The organism is Bacillus cereus group sp. MYBKT14-1 (genome assembly GCF_051915185.1).
GTDB classification, from domain to species: domain Bacteria; phylum Bacillota; class Bacilli; order Bacillales; family Bacillaceae_G; genus Bacillus_A; species Bacillus_A cereus.
Window position 1 is genome coordinate 278,743 of record NZ_JBQAEF010000004.1, and the last position, 19,768, is coordinate 298,510.

Sequence of the window (19,768 nt, forward strand, 5' to 3'; positions counted from 1 at the left end):
ACATTATGTAAGAAGCATGAAAGAGGCAAACGAATATGTAAGTCGCGACCCTACCTTATATGAGTATGCTTTTCTATGTCACGTTATGCTCATCTAATATACCGTATTTGTTTTTAAATCTTGTAAGAATCGTAATCCATGAAGTACTAAATAGTAATAAGAAAATAACATTCGAAATCGCATGGCTCAAATCAAAGTAAAAACTTGCGATATAATACGAAATGACAGTTTCCCATGTTGCTTCTCGTATAAAACCGAGAAGGCCCCAGAAATTCATAATCCAGCCAAATAAAAAGCCAACAATTACTCCGTAAAGAAGTCTCCCCCATAGCTTTTTCATAAAAAATGTATTACGAAGTAAACCTGCTATAAAACCAATCATGCCCCACGAAAACATTTGCCACGGTGTCCATGGACCTTGTCCTAAAAAAATATTAGATACGATTGCTGCTGTAGCACCAATCATAAAACCAGTTTCACTTCCAAATACAATTGCAGAAACGATAATGACAAAAGAAGTTGGTTGTACACTTGGTAAAATAGAAAATGGCACCCGGCTTACTGCTGCAATTGCCGCTAATACAGCAACGAGAACAATTTCACGTGAAACAAACGCCTTTCTTTCAAAACGGATATAGAAAGGTAACATAATAACCGCTAATAGAAACAAACTACTTAACATGTAATAACCGTCCATGACAAGTGTCGTAAAGAGTAATGTGCCGATTATTACTGCAAAGATACATATTATGAATGCAACATATTGTTTGGACAAGCTTCGTACACATCCTCCCACGTTAATGCATATGGCAATTCTTTTCGAATGAATCGATTAATAGATGTTGTATAAAAGAAGTTGCCGCTAAAAAATTCTTTCGGTGCATCATTCATAATGACTGTTCCATCAAATAACATCATACATTGATCCACGTATTTCGCTGCAAACTCAATATCATGCGTTGCCATTACAATTGTTGTACCTTCTTTTTGCAGCTTCCTAAATAGTTCTCCTACTCTTTCTTTCTTCCATGGATCCAATCCCTTTGTCGGTTCATCAAGTAATAATAACGTTGGCTTTGATAATAACGTTGTACATAACGCAAGTAATTGTTGCTCTCCTCCGCTACAATCATGCGGATGGCGTTCTTTAAGCGAGTACAACCAAAACTGTTTTAGCGTATCTTCTGCTATTTCTTTTCCTTGTTCTCCATATAATTCACGCGCACGTTCATAAACCTCGTCCCATACTGTATCAAATGTAAAATGGTAATACGGATGCTGCGATACATACCCAATACTTTTAAACCGTTCTTTCGAATCGATTTTATGTATCACTTTTCCGTTCCACTTTACTTTTCCTCTTCTCGCTTTTTGTAATCCTGCTAAAATCGTTAACAGTGTAGACTTACCTGTACCGTTCTTCCCAACGAGCGCTACCCATTTTCCTTTTTCAATCGAAACTGATAAATCACGTAAAATAATCGGACTATTTTTTTCATATTGGAACGAAATATGCTCTGCGCTTAAAATTACCTCTTGCTTTTCACTTTGTGCTATTGGCTCATTTATATATGATATCGCTGCAAAATCATTCATTTTCATTTGCGCCTCTCGCACTGTAAACGGAATATCCCTCACATTCCACTCTAAAAATAGCCTTGGAATTTGCGGAATAAATGGACGGAATGTTTCTACTCCCCACATATCCGTAATAACAATTTTAGGACTACCATCATACATAATACGGCCATTATCCATACAAACAACGCGTGTTGCAAGCGGGATAACTTCATCTAAACGATGTTCACTTAAAATAATCGTAATTCCAAGTTCTTCATTAATCCGTTTTAATAATCCTAAAAACTCTTTTGCAGCGATTGGATCTAACTGCGCTGTCGGTTCATCTAATAATAGCAATTTCGGCTGCATAACTAATACCGCAGCTAAATTGACAAGCTGCTTCTGCCCACCAGATAACGTGTGAACAGATTGATGCAATAAATCTTGAAATCCTAAAAAGCTAATAAGCTCTGCTATTCTTTTTTGAATAATATGTGATGGTAATCCGATATTTTCTAAAGAAAATGCTAATTCTTGAATCACTGTATCCATAACAATCTGGTTTTCTGGGTTTTGAAATACCATCCCAATTTCTTGGGCAGATAACAAATCAGCTACTTCCTCTATTAAAACACCCTCATAAAATATCTCTCCAGAACGCGTACCAATTGGAAGTAACTCCTTTTTAAAATGTTTTAATAACGTCGTCTTCCCAGATCCCGATCCTCCAGCAAGTGCAATAAACTCACCTTTTTGAACAGAAAGAGAAATATGCTGTAACGCTTTTTTATTTTCATCAGCATATACAAATGATAAATTGTTTATTTCTGCATGCGCCACCATATCCATTCCCTTCCTTCCATCATAATTGGTAAACTAATAAACAGTGTAAATAATACAAACATCATTCCATCGTATTGCTGGAATAAAATAGATTCGACTTTCGGATAAATAATCAATTTCCCTCCGCCATAATTACTACATACAATAGCAGCTATAAATAAAATGATTAAATAATTGAGCGTATACCAATCACGCCTTTCCATTCTATAGCGAATATACGTCGTACGCTTCGTTACACCAAATCCACGAGCTTGCATAGAATCTGCCGTTTGCAGTGCATCTTCTAATGAACAAATTAATAATACTTGCAGCAATTGCATACCATTTTTGACGCGTTCTATTATCGAACCTGAATCTACCTGCACACCTTTCGTTTTTTGGACGAGTGTGATTTTCTTTAATCGCCTTATAAACAAAGGAACAAATCTCACTGTAATCATCGTTAACAATGCAACTTTCGGTGAAATTCTTGAAAACAAATATAAAAATTTATGACTGGAAATAATATCATTGTATGACGCAAACGTAAACATAACTGCAACTAGTAATAACCCCATTACTATTCCAAACATAATCGCCTCAAGCTTAATACGGCTATCACCTAACCAAAATAACGTAGTTCGACCTCTATGCGTTAATAACGAATTAAATAAAATTACCATAAAAAAGAAAACAATTGTGCTCGGTAGCATCTTTCTTATCTTTTCGCTATTTCCTTGCATCACATTTAACATAATAATTAATACTATTGCTCCAATTAAAAAAAGAGGATGAAGACACATCATACATAGTATCATCACCCCGATATAATAGAAAAAATTCACAAAAGGATGTAAAGAAGAAAAACTTATTTTCATAGCCCTTTACCGAATGCCTTTCTTATTGTAATACGTATACCCACTCAATTGTATCTCCTGGTTTTACCGTAGCTACACCAGCACTATGGTTTGGAAAAGCACCGTTCACACGATATTTCCATCCACTAGTATCCGCAATATCTTTTTCATATAAATCATTAATACCTTTTACATAAATACTATCTCTAGATCCGCTTGCATCAACATCTAATCCTGTACGTTGTAATACTTTATACACAGTATCGCCATCTTGTACATCCATCTTTTTCGCACCCATTATATATCCGTTATTTCCTTTTACCGAGATTGTTACTTGTTTTGCTTGTGGTTTCGGTACTGGTACTGAATCTGTTTTTGGTGGTTCAGGTTTTGGTACTGCCGGAGTCGGTATCGTTTTCTCCGCTTTATTCGGATCAACTTTTTGCTCCTGCTTCGGTGTTTCTTTCGGCTGATTCACAACCTTTGCTTCTTCTTTTACTTCTGGTGCTTTCGGTTGTTGTTTCTCTTCTTGTGCTTGTTGCTGCTCTGGTTGCTTATTTACAGCCGGCTGTTCTTTCGGTTGTTCCTGTTGTTTCTCTTCTTTCTTTACCTCTGGTTGTGCCTGCGGCTTTTCCTCTTTCGCCTTCTCTTCTACTTTTTGTTCTTGTTTCTCTTTCTGCTCTTCTTGCTGCTTTTGCTCTGATTCAGCTTGCTTTTCTTCTGTTTTTTCTTCCGGCTTCGCTTCATCTTTTTGTACTTCTTGTTTCGCTACCTCTTCTTGCTTCGGTTCTACCTTCTTCTCAGGCTTTACAGCTGCCTCTTCACATCCGGCAAGTAGCCCGAGCGAAAGCAGTAAAGAAATGAACCATTTCACCTTACTCATCCTATCTCTCACCTTTCATACGAAAATTAGGAGCAAATAATTGCTCCTAATTTTTTGTTAAGCTGCTTTACGTCTCCATAATACATATGCAGAAGCAATACATAATACACCCATACCTACTTCTGTTGCTGCACTATGAGAAGATGCTCCTGTTTTTGGTAGACTGTTACCGTTTCCGATTTTTTTATTCTTAACCGGTTCGTTATCTACAACTACTTTTAGATTTTCATCTTTTGTTTCTTGTTGTACTTGTTTTTGTTCTTTCGGTTCTTCAGTAACTTCTTTTTCTACTACATTATTTTCTGGTTCAACGATCTTTTCTGGCTCTTCAATCGGTTTTGGCTTAATTACATTACCAGCGTCTACATTAGACCAATCATAAATAGATTTTCCCATTTCCTTAAATTGAAGTAATGCTAAAAGAGCCTGTTCTGTAGCCATTCCGTTACCATTTTGATCACTTGGTAACCATTTAAATTCACCATTTGAAAGTTGATATGATAATAGGTTTTGCATTGCCTTATGAAGACGATTTTGATCTACATCTTTAACAAGCGATAATCCAATAATTGCTTGCGCAGTACTATTTGAATTTTCTTGTCCATCAGCTGAAAAACCACCATTTTGCAGCTGTTCGTTATATAAATATGCAACAGCTTTTTGTATAGCTGGTTTCACATCTGATCGCTCTTGATAAGGAGCTAATGCTGATAAAACCATACCTGTTACATCAACGCTACTAGCACTATCTTTACTACCTGAACTATTATAAGTCCATCCACCGTCTGTATGCTGATTATTTAACAGTGCTTCAACTAAAGCAACTCTGTTCCATTTTGATTCAACTGGAATCTCATACTTCTTCGTATCAAATGCAAGTAAAGCAAATGCATAACCTGTAACAGAATTCACTTTATCTGACTCATACAATTTTTGAACTAAATTATGCCCACCTACATTTTTAGGGTCTGCACTCATTGCATTCATCATAATAATTGTTCTAGCTAAATCTGTCGCTGAAAAACGATTAATGCGCTTTTCTACTTTTTCAGTTACTGACTTAACATAATTTAATTTTGCCTCAATTGGCACATTCTTTCCAGAACGAGAAAGCGCTACAGCTACCCAGTCACTTTCAATTCCATCTTGTAACATCTTATCTGATGTTTTAGAAATGGCTTCGTTTAATTGTGCACTTGGATCTTGAATGTTCTCTTGCTTTGGTTGTTCTGGTTTTTCATCATTTGTTTTTGTACCATCTGGTTTTTCTTGTTTTGAACCATCCGTCTTTGGTTCTTCTGGTTTTTCTTGTTTTGGATCATTCGTCTTTGGTTCTTCTGGTTTTTCTTGTTTTGGATCATCCGTCTTCGGTTCTTCTGGTTTTTCTTGTTTTGGATCATCCGTCTTTGGTTCTTCTGTTTTGCCACCGTTAGTTTCTTCTGTTTTACACGTTCCGAACTTATCTAACGTTTCTTTCAATGTTTCCTGGCTCATATTGCTCCAGTCTGAAACAAAACGGAATACAACCACATCACCAGACTCTAATTTATAACTATCTGCCCCAACTTGTGCAGATGTATCATTTACATCGTATGTCCAACCACTTGTAGCCCCGGCCATTAAACCATCGATGCCTTTTACATATGTTCCAAACGACATCGTTTCAGATTCTACTTTGTCCCCCATGACCTTTTGCAGCAAACTTAAAGCTGTTTCCCCATCTTTAATTTGCTCTTCTTTCGGACATAACATAATGCCCTTTTGTGATTCCCCAATAATTGCAAGTTTTGCTGTATTTCCTTCAGCAAACGTAATATGTACTGTATTCGCAAAAGAAACAAATACAAGTGTCACTGCCATTAACGACGTAAGCAGCCACTTTTTCAACATTGCCATCCCAAAATTTCCTCCCTTACTACCATTTACACAAAAAAAGGCCCTTCAAGGGCGTGCGATTGACACTCTCTTTTTGTAAGTGTCGAACAAAAATGTACAACACCTCCTACCCGCATTATTCGCGGCTATATTTGTATAGGAAAAATAATTTTGTTTATGAACGTATCATTGTGATAACATTCACTTTTCTTGGCACAACTTACTTCCATTTAAGTTATCGTAAAACGATAAACCTATACATTCTGTAAATTTTAAATTTCTGTATTATTTTACTATTGACAAAGAATTTTGTCCATGCTTTATCGGATTTATTTTCTAAGAATAATAACTTATTAACTCTTAACGATGTAAACTCTTTTCACTAATAATGACGCCATCTTCATCCGCATAGACATATTCATTTGGATTCCAATCCACTTGTCCAAAGTGCAATGAAATATTTCGTTCTCCTTTTCCTTCTTTCACACTTCTATTTGGCATCGTTCCTAACGCTAAAATACCAATATTAATATTCTTTAGTTCACTAGAATCACGAACATACCCATTCACAATAATTCCTGCTAGCTTTCTTTCTTCCGCAATAGCTGCCAAATTATCACCAAGTAACGCACAATTAGTAGACGCTCCGCCATCAACAACTAATACTGTTCCTTCTGGTAATGTTTGCAATCCTTCCTTCACTAGTACATTATCATCTTTCACTTTTACAGTTGCAATTTTCCCGTGGAATTGTTCTTTCTTCCCAAAAGACCGAAAAGACTGGCGACATATTTGTAATTCCTTTTCAAATTCATCACATAGATCAGTAGTTTTCCACATCTTGTTCCCTCTTTTCCTTTTTCTTTCTACATAACATATTCTTGGCTTATTATCGTTTCCCTGTCTAATATTGCAATAATTTGTACGTGCGGGAAAAGGATACAAAAACTATTGCCTTAAGAAGCTACCTTTATTATAATCTATTTCACAGATTAAATTCAGAATATTAAAAATTAACCAAGTGAAGAAGGAGGGATTTTATGCAAATACAAACTGAGGCAAAAAAACAACCTAGTAAACCAAAGTTTAAAATGCCTGATGCGTACGTACTACTATTTTTTATTGCCTTACTTTGCGCCATTGCTACTTATTTCGTTCCTGCTGGAGAATTTAAAAGGGGCACAAACGGGACTGTTACAACAACAATACCAGGTAGCTATCATTCTGTTCCGCAATCACCTGTAGGATTTGTTTCTTTTTTTACCGCTATTGAAAAAGGAATGACACTTGCTGCCCCTATTATCTTTCTAATTTTATTTACAGGTGGAGCCATTGCAATTCTTGAAAAAACAGGTGCTCTTGACGGTTTAATCTATCATGTTATTAACAAATTTCGTAATCAGCAATTACTTTTCATTTGTATCGTTGCCGCACTTTTTTCTATTCTTGGAACGACTGGCATTATCGTTAATTCAGTTATCGGTTTTATTCCCATCGGTATCATCGTTGCCCGCACATTAAAATGGGACGCTATCGTCGGTGTAGCAATTATTTATTTAGGCACTTATGCTGGTTTTAATGCTACTATTTTATCCCCCTCACCTTTAGGCATTTCACAAAAGATCGCAGAACTTCCGATGTTTTCGGGAATTGGTTTACGCACAGCAATTTATATATCTTTTTTACTTGCTACCATTCTATATATAAATTGGTATGTAAAGCGCTTGAAAAAACCGAATAAAGGAAGCATCCTTGGCGACAACTGGTTTCCAAGTAACGCTCTTTCAAACGAAAAAGAAGCAGAGAAAAAGGAAGTTCCTTGGACGATACGTCATAAATTAATTTTACTCGTTTCAGCTTTATCATTAATTGCATTTTTAATAGGCGCTTTTCGTCTACATTGGACGGACGCAGAAATGACCGCTACTTTTATTTTCATAGCAATTACAGCCGGAATAATAGGTGGCATGAAAGTAAACGATATCGCTTCTACTTTTCTAACTGGCTGCCAAAACCTTATCTATGGTGCTTTAATTGTCGGAATGGCTCGCTGTATTTCAGTCATTTTAGAACAAGGCAAATTACTTGATACTATCGTTAACCAGCTCGCACAGTCTCTTGAAGGACAAAGCCCTGTATTTGGCGTTATCGGTATGTACGTAAGTAGTGCTGCATTACATTTCCTTATTTCATCCGGGACAGGAGAATCGGTTATTTTTATTCCGATATTAGCTCCATTAGCTGATTTCATGCACATTACACGCCAAGTTACAGTACAGGCTGTTATGCTCGGAGAAGGTGTAGTAAACTGCTTAAATCCAACTTCCGGTGTTTTAATGGGCGTTCTCGCAGCAAGCGGGATTTCTTATGGAAAATGGATTCGTTTCATGGCTCCACTTGCACTCATTTGGTTTATCATTGGACTTGTTTTTCTTATTGTTGGGGTGAATATTGAGTGGGGACCTTACTAAATACTTAACTAGATAAATAAGTACTATCGTTCCATATAAATATCTATTCTATTTCCCTCACTAGTCCTATAAAAATCATTTATTCTAGTAAAAATATAAGAAGGGATTGATCATAATGATCAATCCCTTTTATCAAAATATAATACCTTTAAAAATCTTAGTTCCAGATTTTATTTACCCATTCTGGATGATCAATAAAAGGATTGCGGTTATGTTGATATTTTGTAAAAATCACTTCATTACGCTTTCGCTCTAAATCATCGACCGGGTCTTGTTCATTCCATTTTAATAAGACAGATAGTTTCCCCATGTATGGATCTTTATTGTTATTCACTTTTTCATTTAGTTCTAAATCTATTTCGCCGTTGTCTCCCTCGTAACGAACAGCCATATAAAACAGCATTCTAGCAATATCTCCCTTTACACTATCACGAGGTTCCCAAGAATCACTATCATATTTACATTCTGTCGCTTCAGAATGATTCACACCACCATTATCAAAATCTAGATTTCCACGTGAACTATTTACAGATACATCCGTCGCTCTTAAATGATGTAGATCTGTTCCAGGTCCTGCAGTCGTTCCAAAGTCACCGTGAGATTTTGCCCAAACATGCTCTCGGTTCCAGTTATTTACTCCTGATCCATTCGTAAGTTTCCCTTGCGAACGACCAGTATATAAGAGTATCACATTATTTTTATTATTTGGATCTTCATCAGTATCTCTTAACGCTTCCCAAACCGCACTGTATGATAACTTTGTATGATTATCAATAATATTATGCAGTTCCTTCTTTAATTCTAACCCCGTTTTTCCTATTGCGTTATTATAATATGTATCGTCATAACTTTTTACAATAATCTCTTGTGCTGATGCAGGAGCTACTTCACCGTGTATAGTATCTGTGAATGATAGAGATGCAGAACCTAAAATAAAAAATGAAGATAGTGTAACCATAGCAATCTTTGTATTTCGAAACTTCATATACCCATTCCCCTTTAAAATATAATTTAAAGCTATTCACTAAAAAATGCTTTCTAACCCCCGAAGCCCATACCCCTTGTCTGTTTATTTAATACAAGACTCTACCCAGTCTGTATCACTTCTAAACTTTTTGTTTATTCACATTCCAAACAATTTCACTTTTTACAAGGAATATCCTTCTCTTATAAAGATTATTAACATATTCTTTACAACTAAAAAGTAGTTTAATATTAACTTATAAATTTAAATTTATTTATGCAATAATGCATATTTGATAATTTGTTCAAAAGCATTTAAAGAAAACTGTGCTCAAATATATAAAATTTAATATAGAAATTAAAAATCCGATGCTAATATGAATTCTTTTCTCTACAAATAAAAAAAGAATGTGTCTCACACATCCCTTTTTTTCATTCCCATTTGTAAAAGGATTCTAAATCCCTTCAAGTCTCACTATTTATTTCGTTATCTCACCAAACTGCGCTCTCGTCACTTTCGCCAAGTCATCCACTTTCAGCTCAATTTGCACGCCAATTTTCCCGCCACTTACAATGATCGTTTCAAGCGATTGAGCACTCTCATCAATGCATGTTGAAAATAACTTCTTCATCCCAACTGGTGAACAACCGCCGCGAATATATCCTGAAACTTTCGTAATATCTTTTACAGGAATCATTTCAATTTTCTTTTCACTTACTACTTTTGCGGCAGCTTTTAAATTCAGTTCCTCATCTACCGGAATAATAAACACATGATAATTTTCACTATTTCCTTGAGCGATTAGCGTTTTATATACTTCTCTCACTTCTCGTCCAATTTTCTCGGCTACTGATACGCCATCAATTTTCCCATCTTCTGGGTCATATGATATCATCGAATATTCAATTTTTTCTTTATCTAATATTCGCATCGCATTTGTTTTATCTTTTTTCATAGTGATCTCCTTAAAAGGTTATTTCATATTATTAAGTTTTATTATACACCCTTTTCCATTTCTCCTACATAACTTCACGTATATTTCAAAACTAAAAATATTGATAATTCAAAAATCATCTGATATAATTTGGAAAAACTTACGTTAAGGAGAGATTTGTAATGCGAAATTTTAATACTTCTTTCCAACTTCATCATCATACGTAACGCCGTGTATCCGAAGAAAAATTTTTCTTCGTGGGTACAGGGCTTTTCCTGTTGACCCACGAAGCGTTCATAAAGCTATGTGGGTATTTTTATACCTGCATAGCTTTTTTTAATTTGAAAAAGGAGTGATTATGATGGAAATGAGAAATGTAAAAGGAACGAAAGACTATTTACCAGAGGAGCAAGTGCTGCGAAATAAAATTAAAAGAGCTTGTGAAGATACGTTTGAACGATACGGATGCAAACCTTTAGAAACGCCGACGTTAAATATGTATGAGCTTATGTCTTACAAGTACGGCGGTGGCGATGAAATATTAAAAGAAATATATACACTTCAGGATCAAGGAAAACGTGAGCTCGCCTTACGATACGATTTAACTATTCCATTCGCAAAGGTTGTGGCAATGAATCCGAACCTCCGCCTCCCTTTTAAACGTTATGAGATTGGGAAAGTATTTCGAGATGGGCCAATTAAACAAGGAAGATTTCGTGAATTTATACAATGCGACGTTGATATAGTCGGTGTTGAGTCTGTCATGGCAGAAGCTGAACTTATGGGTATGGCGTTTGAACTGTTCCGAACGTTAAACTTAGAGATAACGATCCAATATAATAACCGAAAATTGTTAAATGGTATTCTTCAGGCCATTAACATCCCTACTGAGTTAACGAGTGACGTCATTTTGTCATTAGATAAAATCGAAAAGATTGGGATTGATGGTGTACGAAAAGATGTATTAGAGCGCGGGATTTCTGAAGAAATGGCTAATACGATATGTAATACCGTATTATCTTGTCTAAAGCTTACTATCGCTGACTTTAAAGAAGCTTTCAATAATCCACTCGTTGCCGATGGAGTAAACGAATTACAACAATTACAGCAATATTTAATCGCCCTTGGAATAAATGAAAATACGATATTCAACCCGTTTTTAGCGCGAGGACTCACAATGTATACAGGTACTGTATATGAAATCTTTTTAAAAGATAGATCGATTACATCTAGCATCGGTAGCGGCGGCCGTTACGATAACATTATCGGAGCATTCCGTGGTGATAATATGAACTATCCAACAGTCGGTATTTCATTCGGTTTAGACGTTATTTATACAGCACTATCGCAGAAAGAAACAATCTCATCTACAGCGGATCTATTTATCATCCCACTCGGGACAGAGTTACAATGCTTACAAATTGCCCAGCAATTACGTTCTACCACTTCCTTAAAAGTCGAACTAGAACTAGCAGGACGCAAATTAAAACGTGCCCTTAATTATGCCAATAAAGAGAATATCCCTTATGTGCTTATTATTGGGGAAGATGAATTTAGTACAAACACTGTTGTGTTGCGGAATATGAAGGAAGGTAGTGAGGTGAAGGTTCCGATTTCTTCTTTAAGTAATTATTTATAATACGAACCACCCTCGTTTGGGTGGTTTTTCTATTTTATAGATACCTAACAATTAGTTTACATAAAATTATTATAATATATTAAAAATACAAATAAAAAATATCCAATTACCTATTATTTTTGGTAATATATAGATATGAATTGTTTTAGGAGGATTCACTTTGAAAACCTACATTCAAGCACTAAAGTGGACTACAGGGATCTATCATCTTTTATTATTTCCTTGTTATTATGTACTTCCAAGTCTTGTTAACCTATATGGGTTACCTTTACTACTATTGATTGTTTTACATATCAATACTATTTTATTAGCTAAAAAAGAAGGCATGAATACGTACCCTCATTATATCGGTATTATCGTTACTCTAGTTGCCTTCTTTCCTTATATAGACATCTTTCTACATATGATAGCAGCCATTTTCCTTTTATTAGATGCTGCTTCTACGAATGCAAAAGAAGTGTATGATTCATAGATGGATAAAATGAAACTTTCATCCATTGAGTTTTGAAATAGGTCAGCAAAAAGGGTTTACTTTTTAAGTAAACCCTTTTTTAAATTCCCCTCCTTACTCCCGACCAATAAAAGAATATTCTGTTTAAATTTTATAAATTTCTAAACATTTATAAAACATTCAAATTAACATACATTTTAATTATGTAAAAAATCTAAGTTTTAAGGAGATGAATCCATGCTGAAAAAGTTGGTAGCAGGTGCATTATTAACTGTTTCGTCGTTAACTGGAGGACTGGGATCAGTATCAGCTAGTACCGAAAAAAATTATACGATTTCCTCTTTCGAATATGTAACTGTAGATGAAAAGACTGTTGATTCGTCTAACAAATTGAGTGCTCCATCAAAGGAAGACGTAAAAATAACGTTAGTTCTACCGAAACAAAATCAAAATGGAGACTGGTTATCTTATGGATTTTCGAGCAAAGAAAGTTTAGAGTCTTTTATTGAAAAAGATAAACAAAGGTTGAATAATCCAATCACTCCCCTTGGTGTTGGAGGAAGCGGACCTGGTAGTACAGACTTCTATAAACGCACAAATCAAGGTAGCGAGTATTTTTCTCTAAGTAGTGGTTATAAAAACTTGTCTGCTAGTTGGCAAAATCAAATTGTTTCTGTACGTACAGCAGCTCCTACTGCTAGTTATTCAACAACACTATGGGAACGTACTTCAACTGACGGATATGGAAAAGGTGTTGTTTTTAAACATGCTGATTGGTATGGTCAAACTGCAAACTTAAATAACTTTCCAACTTCAGCAGTTGAAGTTAAAAAGTAAAAAACATAGAAATAAAAGGTGTTTTCACGTATGGAAACACCTTTTATTTCTACAACTATTTCACATAACTCGTCTATACCAATTTCAACTCTTAACTATTATTTTTCGTATTCCTACTCTCCAAAACTTTCTCCATATTATGAGTTGCCCATTCCATCATTAATAGAATCACTGGACGTAGTGATTCACCAAGCTCAGTTAACGAATATTCAACTTTAGGTGGCACTTCACGGTATACTTCACGATGTATAATGCCATCAGCTTCAAGTTCTCTCAGCTGCAGCGTTAACATTCTTTGTGTGATATTTGGTTTTAATCTTTTTAATTCATTAAACCGCTTTGTACCATCTAATAAATGATACAAAATTACCCCTTTCCATTTCCCTCCAATCACCTCAACCATAGCTTCAACTGGACAAGAATATTTATTTAAAAATGGGTAATTTATATTATTTTCGTTTGGACAATCCATAATAAATCCCTTCCCTTATCAATAGTATCTTTTTTGATACTATACCACATAAATGTGCGTACTTGTATCTATGTTACTTTAAAAATATAATTTACTTACAAAAATAAATTCATGAAAAGAGGAACTTTTATGACAAATACAAACGAAATTACAAAAGAAAAGATTATGGAGGCTTTTCATTTCAGACATGCATGTAAAGAATTCGATCCTATGCACAAAATTTCAGAAGAGGATTTCAAATTCATTTTAGAAACAGGCAGATTATCTCCTTCTTCTTTTGGATATGAGCCTTGGAAATTTATTGTCGTACAAAATAAAGAATTAAGAGAAAAACTACAACCGTATTCATGGGGCGCTGGTGGGCAACTTGCAACAGCTAGTCATTTTGTTATTGTTCTTTCAAGAAACATTAAAGATATGCATTATGATGCAGAGTATATTAAATATATGATGAACGATATTATTGGATTGTCTGAAGACACTCAAAAAATTAGATATGAATTCTTCAAAAAGTTCCAGGAAACAGATTTTAACTTATTACAATCCGATCGCGCTGTATTTGATTGGGCATCCAAGCAATCTTATATCGCTTTAGGTAATATGATGACGAGCGCAGCTCAAATCGGTATTGATTCTTGTCCAATAGAAGGATTTGATAAAGAGGAAGTAGATTCTTTACTTCGTCAAGAAGGCATTATACAAGGCGATAATCTCGAAGTATCAGTTATGGTTGCCTTTGGTTACCGTAAAGAAGAGCCAAAGCGTGATAAAACAAGACAGACTATGGATACAATTGTTGAATGGATTAAGTAATATAGCACAGACAAATAATGCTCCTACTAGCTGGATACTTATACAAAAGAACTATCAGTCGTTTTTCTTATGTATGAATTTGGTTTTTCATGGAAAGATATGTTAGTATGTATACAGTTTGAGTGTTCTATTTTTAGAGTCGAACAGGAGGAGAATGAATATGTCTGATATTGAAGTTGGCGAAGTGTTTACTCTTAGTGATGAGAATAACGAAGAGCAAGAAGTAGAAGTACTTGGAGCGATGGATGTCGAAGGTGCAGAATATATTGCAGTTGCCTTTGTTGAAGATATCCAAACAGAAACTGAGGAAGACATTGATATTTTCTTTTTAAAAGTAGAAGAAGATAATGAGTTTTCATACATTGAAAATGATGAAGAGTTTGATAAAGTATCTGCTGCGTTTGAAAAGATTTTGGATGAGCAAGAGCAAGAATAGTATGAATGAAAAACACGAGGACGGATGTATATCCGCCCTCTTTTTATTTATTACTCATCCAGAGACTCACGCAGTAATTGCAGTACATCTTTCATCGCAAAAGGTCCATCTTTTTTAACATGTTCCGCAAATTCTGAAACGAGACGTAATGTTCTCACACTTTCGATTGGATGCTCTCCTGATGCACTTTCAGCTGAAAGCATAACTGCATTCGTCCCGTCCAGTACAGCTTGAAACACATCAGTCACCTCTGCCCTTGTTGGAATAGAATGATCTACCATAGATTGAAGCATTTGTGTTGCTGTAATGACATATGTATTCGTTCGATTACATTCCTGAATCATCATTTTCTGTAAAAGCGGAATGCATTGATACGGTAACTCTACTCCTAAATCGCCCCTTGCAATCATAATTCCATCTGCTTCTTTACATATATCTTGAAAATTCTCGATTGCTTCCATCGTTTCTATTTTTGCAATTACATTAGGTGACGTTTCTTTATACTGTTGTATAAAATCTCGTATTTCTTTTATATGACTAGGTTTTCTTACGAAAGAACACGCGATAAAATCAACATTCTCTTCTAAAAGAAACTGAATATCTTTTTTATCTTTCTCTGTAATAGCTGGTAAACGAACAGCCGCATCTGGTAAATTAACTCCTTTATGAGATGAGATATTGCCACCTGTTTTTACCTTCGTTTCTATTTTATCCGTACTTATCTTTTCAACAATTAATTCAACTTCTCCATCATTAATTAAAATTCTACTGCCTACTTTTACATCATTCGCAATTCCTTCATAATCAACACTCGCTTCTGTATTACTCCCTGTAACTGATTGTGTATGTAAAATAAAAGAATCTCCTGCCTGAAGTGTAATTTGCTCTCCCTTCACTTCACCTAATCTTATTTTAGGACCTTGTACATCACCCAAAAATTTAATAGAGTCATCTAATGATTTCACTAAACGAATGATGTCTTTATGACTTTCATGCGTGCCATGCGATAAATTCAGTCGAACAATTTTCATACCATTCTTTATTAACTGTGCTAACGTTTCTTTATTATTACTTGCGGGTCCAATTGTACAAATTCGATCGATTGTCATTTTTGTCACCATCCTTTTTTTAATAAGTTTCCCATATGAACTTAAAAATAACAGAGATTCTGACATGAATAGATTTAAATTTACATGAATTTCATAAAATTAAACCTGTATCCCTTGCTGGCTAAGCATTAGAAGATATATTCGCTTTTTTGCAAATGAAGACATGTTGAATCGAAAGTAAAAGAAAAGTTAAGTATGGGATAAACCATTGAGAGTTTCGAAATTTTCATATATTGTATGAATTGAGTTCGAACTCAAAAATTTAAAAAGGTGGGAAAATTAGTGAATATGAAAAAATCTTTATCGGTGACAACTTTAGGGTTAGCGGTTTTAGGTTTTGGTTTTACTAATAACGCAAGTGCTTCAGAGGTCGATACTGTAGACAAGCAGCCCGTTTTAGTTGACTTTGATACAATTCAATCAACAAAAACATCTAGTGTTCCTAGTTTGACTGTTGCAGTTGCACCTAAGAATGACTCTAACATTAGCGTATATACTCCCTTTTTTGGTAACCCATATGCAGTTGCTAAATCGAAATCAACTACGACCGAAGACTATGTTTATGCAAAAGCAAGAACTTTCAATGGCGATGGGTCATTAGTGAATACGAAAAGTAATAGTGCAAAAAAATCATCCTTTGTAAGTGCTACAGCGACCAACACAAGCATTTATTATGGAGATGATTACGCTATCGGTAATCATACCTATAAATTAAGTGGTTATAATGATGTGAATCACGAAACAAAAGCTTTCTGGTAAGAAAGAGAAAAAAGATATGCATCTTGCATATCTTTTTTCTCTAATATTTTACATATATTGAGGTGCTATTTATGAAACAAATATATATTATTTGCGGTGTTTTACTTATTTCATTACTTACAATTTATATTTTGTTCAATACTTCATTCATACAACCTCATCCACCTTCCATAGAAAATAAACGAGAGCAACAAACCAATACTGTTTCTTACGGATTGAAGGATAATCAAGGCCAACATATTAACAATGGTAGTACAATTACTAGTGAGGATAATAAAATTAATGTAACATTATCATTCGTACATACTATTAATGAAAACCGAAAATATGGATTAATTGTTCTAGAAGATTACGAACAAAAACCTTTTAAAATAGAAGATACTACTAATGAAATATCACACTATTTTTTTGATATGAAACCAAACAGTTCAATTACTACGAAAATCTCTTTACACACTTCTCCTAATGCAAGTGAATTAACCTTTTTAATAATTAAAAAACCTGAATACAAATTAAAAGATAATAACTTAAATAAAGCAGCTATTTTAGAAGATATTCTAAGTATGCGATATTCAATGCATCCTCTTCAAAAAGAAAACGAAAAAATAAAACTCTCCCTTATAGATCCAGATGCTATTTTAAAAGATGGTCTTTACGAACCATTATTTGTTACGAACCGTGAAGAGAACTTACAAACTGTCTTCTTTGAAAAGGAAGGCAAGCAATTAATTTTATCAAACGGTAATGAAACAAATGATGAAATGACTTACGCAATCGTGGCTTTTAAAGATTGGAAACAAGTTGAAATATTTAACAATAGAAAAGTCGTTTATACTAAGGTTGCACCTGAAACGAGGCAAATCTTTAATTTCACATTGCCTTCAGTGGATCAGGAAAGTAATTTGCAACTCGTCGCTTTTCCATTTCCTTATAAAGTTAGCGAAGAAGATTATATCAGTCAACAAGCATTCAGTTCCTTTCGCATCGTAATTGAAAATGAAAATAAATAAGTTATACTGTGCACATTACAACAACCAAAAAAGGCCTACTCACACGAGTAGGCTTTTGAAACTACGAAAGTTTCGTCAATAACTGATTTAAATCTTTTTTCGTTTTCGTCGTTAAAGATTTCATTTTATTAATATCAATTTTTTCTTTCTCCGCTCCTACAATTAACGGATACATACTTTGACCGATCGTTTTAGAATCCGTCGGATGTGATGCTTCTAGCTCTTTCTCAATTACATCCCACTTTTCATTAATTTGTTTACCAAGCTTATTCACTGTTTCTAATTTTGGATTAGCAGCTAACTGCTTGTCCAAGCTATCAATTAATGCCACAACTTCTTTAACGTTCGTTTTCACAGCAACACTTTTCTTCGGATCTTTCGTTGTCTTTCCATCTGAATTTGTACTTGTGCTTTGATCTGTTGTTTTCCCGCTAGTCGTTTGATCATTCGTTTTTCCTGTCGTCTCTTTTTCTTTTGTTTTTACATTTTCGTTTTGAGTTGACGTTTTGCCGTTACTTTCTGTCCCTGATGATTCTTTCGTATTTTTTGCATCCTTATCTGTTTTTTCATTTGAAGAAGTATTTGTTTCTTTTTCAGTATCTTTCGTTGTTTTTGACGCTTCATCTGCACTTGTCGTTTTTGCTTCTCCATCATTTTGCGCAGTTACTTGCTCTTTCTTTTCCGTTTCTTTATCTGCTGAAGGACTACAAGCTGCCATAGTAAGCATTGTACCAATTGTTATCGATGCGATAGCGACCTTTTTCATTTTCATATAAATCCCCCTATGTTTTACATAATTTATCCTCCCCTTTACGATTCGATTCCCCCTTAAAAAATCCCTTTTCATACGAATTATCATCTTTCCGACAGTAATCTTCATAATAATACGTACAAAAACTGATAAACTCATTTTAATATTCGAGTTTCTTCTACTTCATTTTTCTACTCGCAAGTAAAAGAAAAAGAGTATATTGTCACATTAAGAATTACTATCTTCATATGACGATATACTCTTCTATCAAATTTTTATCTTTCTTGACATTTTATTTATACAAAAAAATAAAATTTTCTTTCGTTTTTTGTTTCTCAACATTTGTTAACATAATATTTTTATGAATAACCACCATTCGAGTGAATGACTTGCCCAGTAACCCATTTCGCTTCTTCACTTACTAAAAAAGAAATTAAGCGCGCAGCATCCACCGGTTCTCCTACTTTACCTTGTGGGAACTTCCATACTAAATGATGCTTCAGCTCCTCTGTAATCCATCCTGTATTCGTCGGTCCTGGATCTACAGCATTCACTGTAATCCCCTTCTCCATCGCAACTGGTGCTACTGACTTTGTAAATGCTTCAATTGCCCCTTTCGTTGCTGCATATGCTAGTTCATCTGGCATTGGACCTACTGACTGTCCTGAAGTAAGATTAATAATACTCCCGCCCGTTTTAAGTGAATAATGTTTTATAAACAATGAACTTAATAGCATAGTAGCCCGAACATTAACTGTATAATGTTTATCCAACTGCTCTACATCTAATTCCTCAATTCTCGTATGAGTAGAATATACTGCATTATTAACTAGAATAGATGGATCACCTAACCGTTCTGATACCATATAAAACAAACGAGTTGGCGAATAAGACTGCGATAAATTGATTTCTGCCATTTCACATCGAACATCGTAACTTTCAATTTCCTTTTTCAGCAAAAAGGGTTCTTGATCACTCATTCCCCATGGCATCGCTTTATCATACTTTGGCCAGTACGTGAAAAAAATATCTATCCCCTTTTGAGCAAGCACCTTGCATACAGCTGCACCAATTCCATTCAGACGAGTTGCCCCTGTTACAATTGCTATTTTCTTCACCTTTTTC

20 protein-coding genes are annotated in these 19,768 nt (G+C 34.8%); 8 read left to right on the plus strand and 12 right to left on the minus strand.

Annotation, left to right across the window (positions count from 1 at the left end):
* Nucleotides 1-73: 73 nt before the first annotated feature.
* From ACTFO4_RS13835 to rraA, 6 genes are all read right to left on the minus strand, one after another.
* Complete coding sequence (locus tag ACTFO4_RS13835) at nt 74-775, minus strand: ECF transporter S component (RefSeq protein ID WP_440014351.1); 702 nt, start codon at nt 773-775, stop codon at nt 74-76.
* Nucleotides 748-2,409, minus strand: a complete 1,662-nt coding sequence (locus tag ACTFO4_RS13840; RefSeq protein WP_440014352.1) for an ABC transporter ATP-binding protein — start codon at nt 2,407-2,409, stop codon at nt 748-750. The genes ACTFO4_RS13835 and ACTFO4_RS13840 overlap by 28 nt, the downstream gene beginning before the upstream one ends.
* Complete coding sequence (locus ACTFO4_RS13845; protein ID WP_031312309.1) at nt 2,382-3,260, minus strand: energy-coupling factor transporter transmembrane component T; 879 nt, start codon at nt 3,258-3,260, stop codon at nt 2,382-2,384. Before ACTFO4_RS13845 ends, ACTFO4_RS13840 begins: the two co-directional genes overlap by 28 nt.
* Before the next feature lie 22 nt (nt 3,261-3,282).
* Nucleotides 3,283-4,122 carry a DUF4430 domain-containing protein gene (locus ACTFO4_RS13850; protein ID WP_061457488.1) on the minus strand — a complete coding sequence of 280 codons (840 nt, stop codon included), beginning with the start codon at nt 4,120-4,122 and terminating at the stop codon, nt 3,283-3,285.
* Between the two features lie 57 nt (nt 4,123-4,179).
* A complete protein-coding gene (locus tag ACTFO4_RS13855) occupies nt 4,180-6,018 on the minus strand; it encodes a DUF4430 domain-containing protein (RefSeq protein ID WP_440014353.1) in 1,839 nt (612 codons plus the stop codon).
* A 339-nt stretch (nt 6,019-6,357) separates the two neighbouring features.
* Complete coding sequence (gene rraA, locus ACTFO4_RS13860; RefSeq protein ID WP_000266037.1) at nt 6,358-6,837, minus strand: ribonuclease E activity regulator RraA; 480 nt, start codon at nt 6,835-6,837, stop codon at nt 6,358-6,360.
* A 200-nt stretch (nt 6,838-7,037) separates the two neighbouring features.
* On the opposite strand from rraA, the gene ACTFO4_RS13865 reads away from it, so the two are divergent.
* Nucleotides 7,038-8,468: a YfcC family protein gene (locus tag ACTFO4_RS13865; protein ID WP_440014354.1), complete on the plus strand. Its 1,431-nt coding sequence runs from the start codon at nt 7,038-7,040 to the stop codon at nt 8,466-8,468.
* Nucleotides 8,469-8,625: 157 nt separating this feature from the next.
* On the opposite strand, the gene ACTFO4_RS13870 is transcribed toward ACTFO4_RS13865, so the two are convergent.
* Together ACTFO4_RS13870 and ybaK are read right to left on the minus strand one after the other, a co-directional pair.
* Nucleotides 8,626-9,453 (minus strand): endonuclease I family protein, encoded by an 828-nt coding sequence (locus ACTFO4_RS13870; RefSeq protein ID WP_016512554.1) that lies wholly within the window; start codon nt 9,451-9,453, stop codon nt 8,626-8,628.
* A 457-nt stretch (nt 9,454-9,910) separates the two neighbouring features.
* Nucleotides 9,911-10,387, minus strand: a complete 477-nt coding sequence (ybaK, locus tag ACTFO4_RS13875; RefSeq protein ID WP_440014355.1) for a Cys-tRNA(Pro) deacylase — start codon at nt 10,385-10,387, stop codon at nt 9,911-9,913.
* Between the two features lie 337 nt (nt 10,388-10,724).
* Here ybaK and ACTFO4_RS13880 point away from each other — a divergent pair, with 337 nt between their 5' ends.
* The 3 genes from ACTFO4_RS13880 (at nt 10,725) to ACTFO4_RS13890 (ending at nt 13,293) form a co-directional block, all read left to right on the plus strand.
* Entirely contained in the window at nt 10,725-12,005 is a 1,281-nt protein-coding gene (locus ACTFO4_RS13880; RefSeq protein WP_002178535.1) for a histidine--tRNA ligase, read from the plus strand.
* A gap of 160 nt (nt 12,006-12,165) precedes the next feature.
* Nucleotides 12,166-12,477, plus strand: coding sequence for a hypothetical protein (locus ACTFO4_RS13885; RefSeq protein WP_000860707.1), 312 nt, complete (start codon nt 12,166-12,168; stop codon nt 12,475-12,477).
* A 216-nt stretch (nt 12,478-12,693) separates the two neighbouring features.
* Entirely contained in the window at nt 12,694-13,293 is a 600-nt protein-coding gene (locus tag ACTFO4_RS13890; protein ID WP_000914423.1) for a hypothetical protein, read from the plus strand.
* A gap of 91 nt (nt 13,294-13,384) precedes the next feature.
* On the opposite strand, the gene ACTFO4_RS13895 is transcribed toward ACTFO4_RS13890, so the two are convergent.
* Nucleotides 13,385-13,765, minus strand: coding sequence for a winged helix-turn-helix transcriptional regulator (locus tag ACTFO4_RS13895; RefSeq protein ID WP_000340581.1), 381 nt, complete (start codon nt 13,763-13,765; stop codon nt 13,385-13,387).
* 129 nt (nt 13,766-13,894) lie between these two features.
* Here ACTFO4_RS13895 and ACTFO4_RS13900 point away from each other — a divergent pair, with 129 nt between their 5' ends.
* Both ACTFO4_RS13900 and ACTFO4_RS13905 read left to right on the plus strand, forming a co-directional pair.
* Nucleotides 13,895-14,578: an NAD(P)H-dependent oxidoreductase gene (locus tag ACTFO4_RS13900; protein ID WP_017673890.1), complete on the plus strand. Its 684-nt coding sequence runs from the start codon at nt 13,895-13,897 to the stop codon at nt 14,576-14,578.
* A 154-nt stretch (nt 14,579-14,732) separates the two neighbouring features.
* The gene (locus ACTFO4_RS13905; protein WP_002005464.1) at nt 14,733-15,014 is read left to right on the plus strand and encodes a DUF1292 domain-containing protein; all 282 of its coding nucleotides are present in this window, start codon (nt 14,733-14,735) and stop codon (nt 15,012-15,014) included.
* Between the two features lie 50 nt (nt 15,015-15,064).
* On the opposite strand, the gene ACTFO4_RS13910 is transcribed toward ACTFO4_RS13905, so the two are convergent.
* Nucleotides 15,065-16,123: a pyruvate kinase gene (locus tag ACTFO4_RS13910; protein ID WP_139245366.1), complete on the minus strand. Its 1,059-nt coding sequence runs from the start codon at nt 16,121-16,123 to the stop codon at nt 15,065-15,067.
* 282 nt (nt 16,124-16,405) lie between these two features.
* On the opposite strand from ACTFO4_RS13910, the gene ACTFO4_RS13915 reads away from it, so the two are divergent.
* On the plus strand, nt 16,406-16,882 hold the full coding sequence (locus ACTFO4_RS13915; protein WP_001056357.1) for a hypothetical protein: 477 nt from the start codon (nt 16,406-16,408) through the stop codon (nt 16,880-16,882).
* A 71-nt stretch (nt 16,883-16,953) separates the two neighbouring features.
* On the plus strand, nt 16,954-17,892 hold the full coding sequence (locus ACTFO4_RS13920) for a hypothetical protein (RefSeq protein WP_017673888.1): 939 nt from the start codon (nt 16,954-16,956) through the stop codon (nt 17,890-17,892).
* Nucleotides 17,893-17,953: 61 nt separating this feature from the next.
* Here ACTFO4_RS13920 and ACTFO4_RS13925 read toward each other — a convergent pair whose 3' ends face one another.
* Together ACTFO4_RS13925 and ACTFO4_RS13930 are read right to left on the minus strand one after the other, a co-directional pair.
* Nucleotides 17,954-18,664 carry a hypothetical protein gene (locus ACTFO4_RS13925; RefSeq protein ID WP_000782543.1) on the minus strand — a complete coding sequence of 237 codons (711 nt, stop codon included), beginning with the start codon at nt 18,662-18,664 and terminating at the stop codon, nt 17,954-17,956.
* A 338-nt stretch (nt 18,665-19,002) separates the two neighbouring features.
* On the minus strand, nt 19,003-19,761 hold the full coding sequence (locus ACTFO4_RS13930; protein WP_002178542.1) for an SDR family oxidoreductase: 759 nt from the start codon (nt 19,759-19,761) through the stop codon (nt 19,003-19,005).
* Between the last annotated feature and the right edge of the window lie 7 nt (nt 19,762-19,768).

Bases quoted from the DNA above. Each gene is read 5' to 3' on its own strand.
- ACTFO4_RS13840 (WP_440014352.1), bottom strand. From the start codon at position 2,409: ATGGATATGGTGGCGCATGCAGAAATAAACAATTTATCATTTGTATAT.
- ACTFO4_RS13845 (WP_031312309.1), bottom strand. From the start codon at position 3,260: ATGAAAATAAGTTTTTCTTCTTTACATCCTTTTGTGAATTTTTTCTAT.
- ACTFO4_RS13850 (WP_061457488.1), bottom strand. From the start codon at position 4,122: ATGAGTAAGGTGAAATGGTTCATTTCTTTACTGCTTTCGCTCGGGCTA.
- ACTFO4_RS13855 (WP_440014353.1), bottom strand. From the start codon at position 6,018: ATGGCAATGTTGAAAAAGTGGCTGCTTACGTCGTTAATGGCAGTGACA.
- rraA (WP_000266037.1), bottom strand. From the start codon at position 6,837: ATGTGGAAAACTACTGATCTATGTGATGAATTTGAAAAGGAATTACAA.
- ACTFO4_RS13865 (WP_440014354.1), top strand. From the start codon at position 7,038: ATGCAAATACAAACTGAGGCAAAAAAACAACCTAGTAAACCAAAGTTT.
- ACTFO4_RS13870 (WP_016512554.1), bottom strand. From the start codon at position 9,453: ATGAAGTTTCGAAATACAAAGATTGCTATGGTTACACTATCTTCATTT.
- ybaK (WP_440014355.1), bottom strand. From the start codon at position 10,387: ATGAAAAAAGATAAAACAAATGCGATGCGAATATTAGATAAAGAAAAA.
- ACTFO4_RS13880 (WP_002178535.1), top strand. From the start codon at position 10,725: ATGATGGAAATGAGAAATGTAAAAGGAACGAAAGACTATTTACCAGAG.
- ACTFO4_RS13890 (WP_000914423.1), top strand. From the start codon at position 12,694: ATGCTGAAAAAGTTGGTAGCAGGTGCATTATTAACTGTTTCGTCGTTA.
- ACTFO4_RS13895 (WP_000340581.1), bottom strand. From the start codon at position 13,765: ATGGATTGTCCAAACGAAAATAATATAAATTACCCATTTTTAAATAAA.
- ACTFO4_RS13900 (WP_017673890.1), top strand. From the start codon at position 13,895: ATGACAAATACAAACGAAATTACAAAAGAAAAGATTATGGAGGCTTTT.
- ACTFO4_RS13905 (WP_002005464.1), top strand. From the start codon at position 14,733: ATGAATATGTCTGATATTGAAGTTGGCGAAGTGTTTACTCTTAGTGAT.
- ACTFO4_RS13910 (WP_139245366.1), bottom strand. From the start codon at position 16,123: ATGACAATCGATCGAATTTGTACAATTGGACCCGCAAGTAATAATAAA.
- ACTFO4_RS13920 (WP_017673888.1), top strand. From the start codon at position 16,954: ATGAAACAAATATATATTATTTGCGGTGTTTTACTTATTTCATTACTT.
- ACTFO4_RS13925 (WP_000782543.1), bottom strand. From the start codon at position 18,664: ATGAAAATGAAAAAGGTCGCTATCGCATCGATAACAATTGGTACAATG.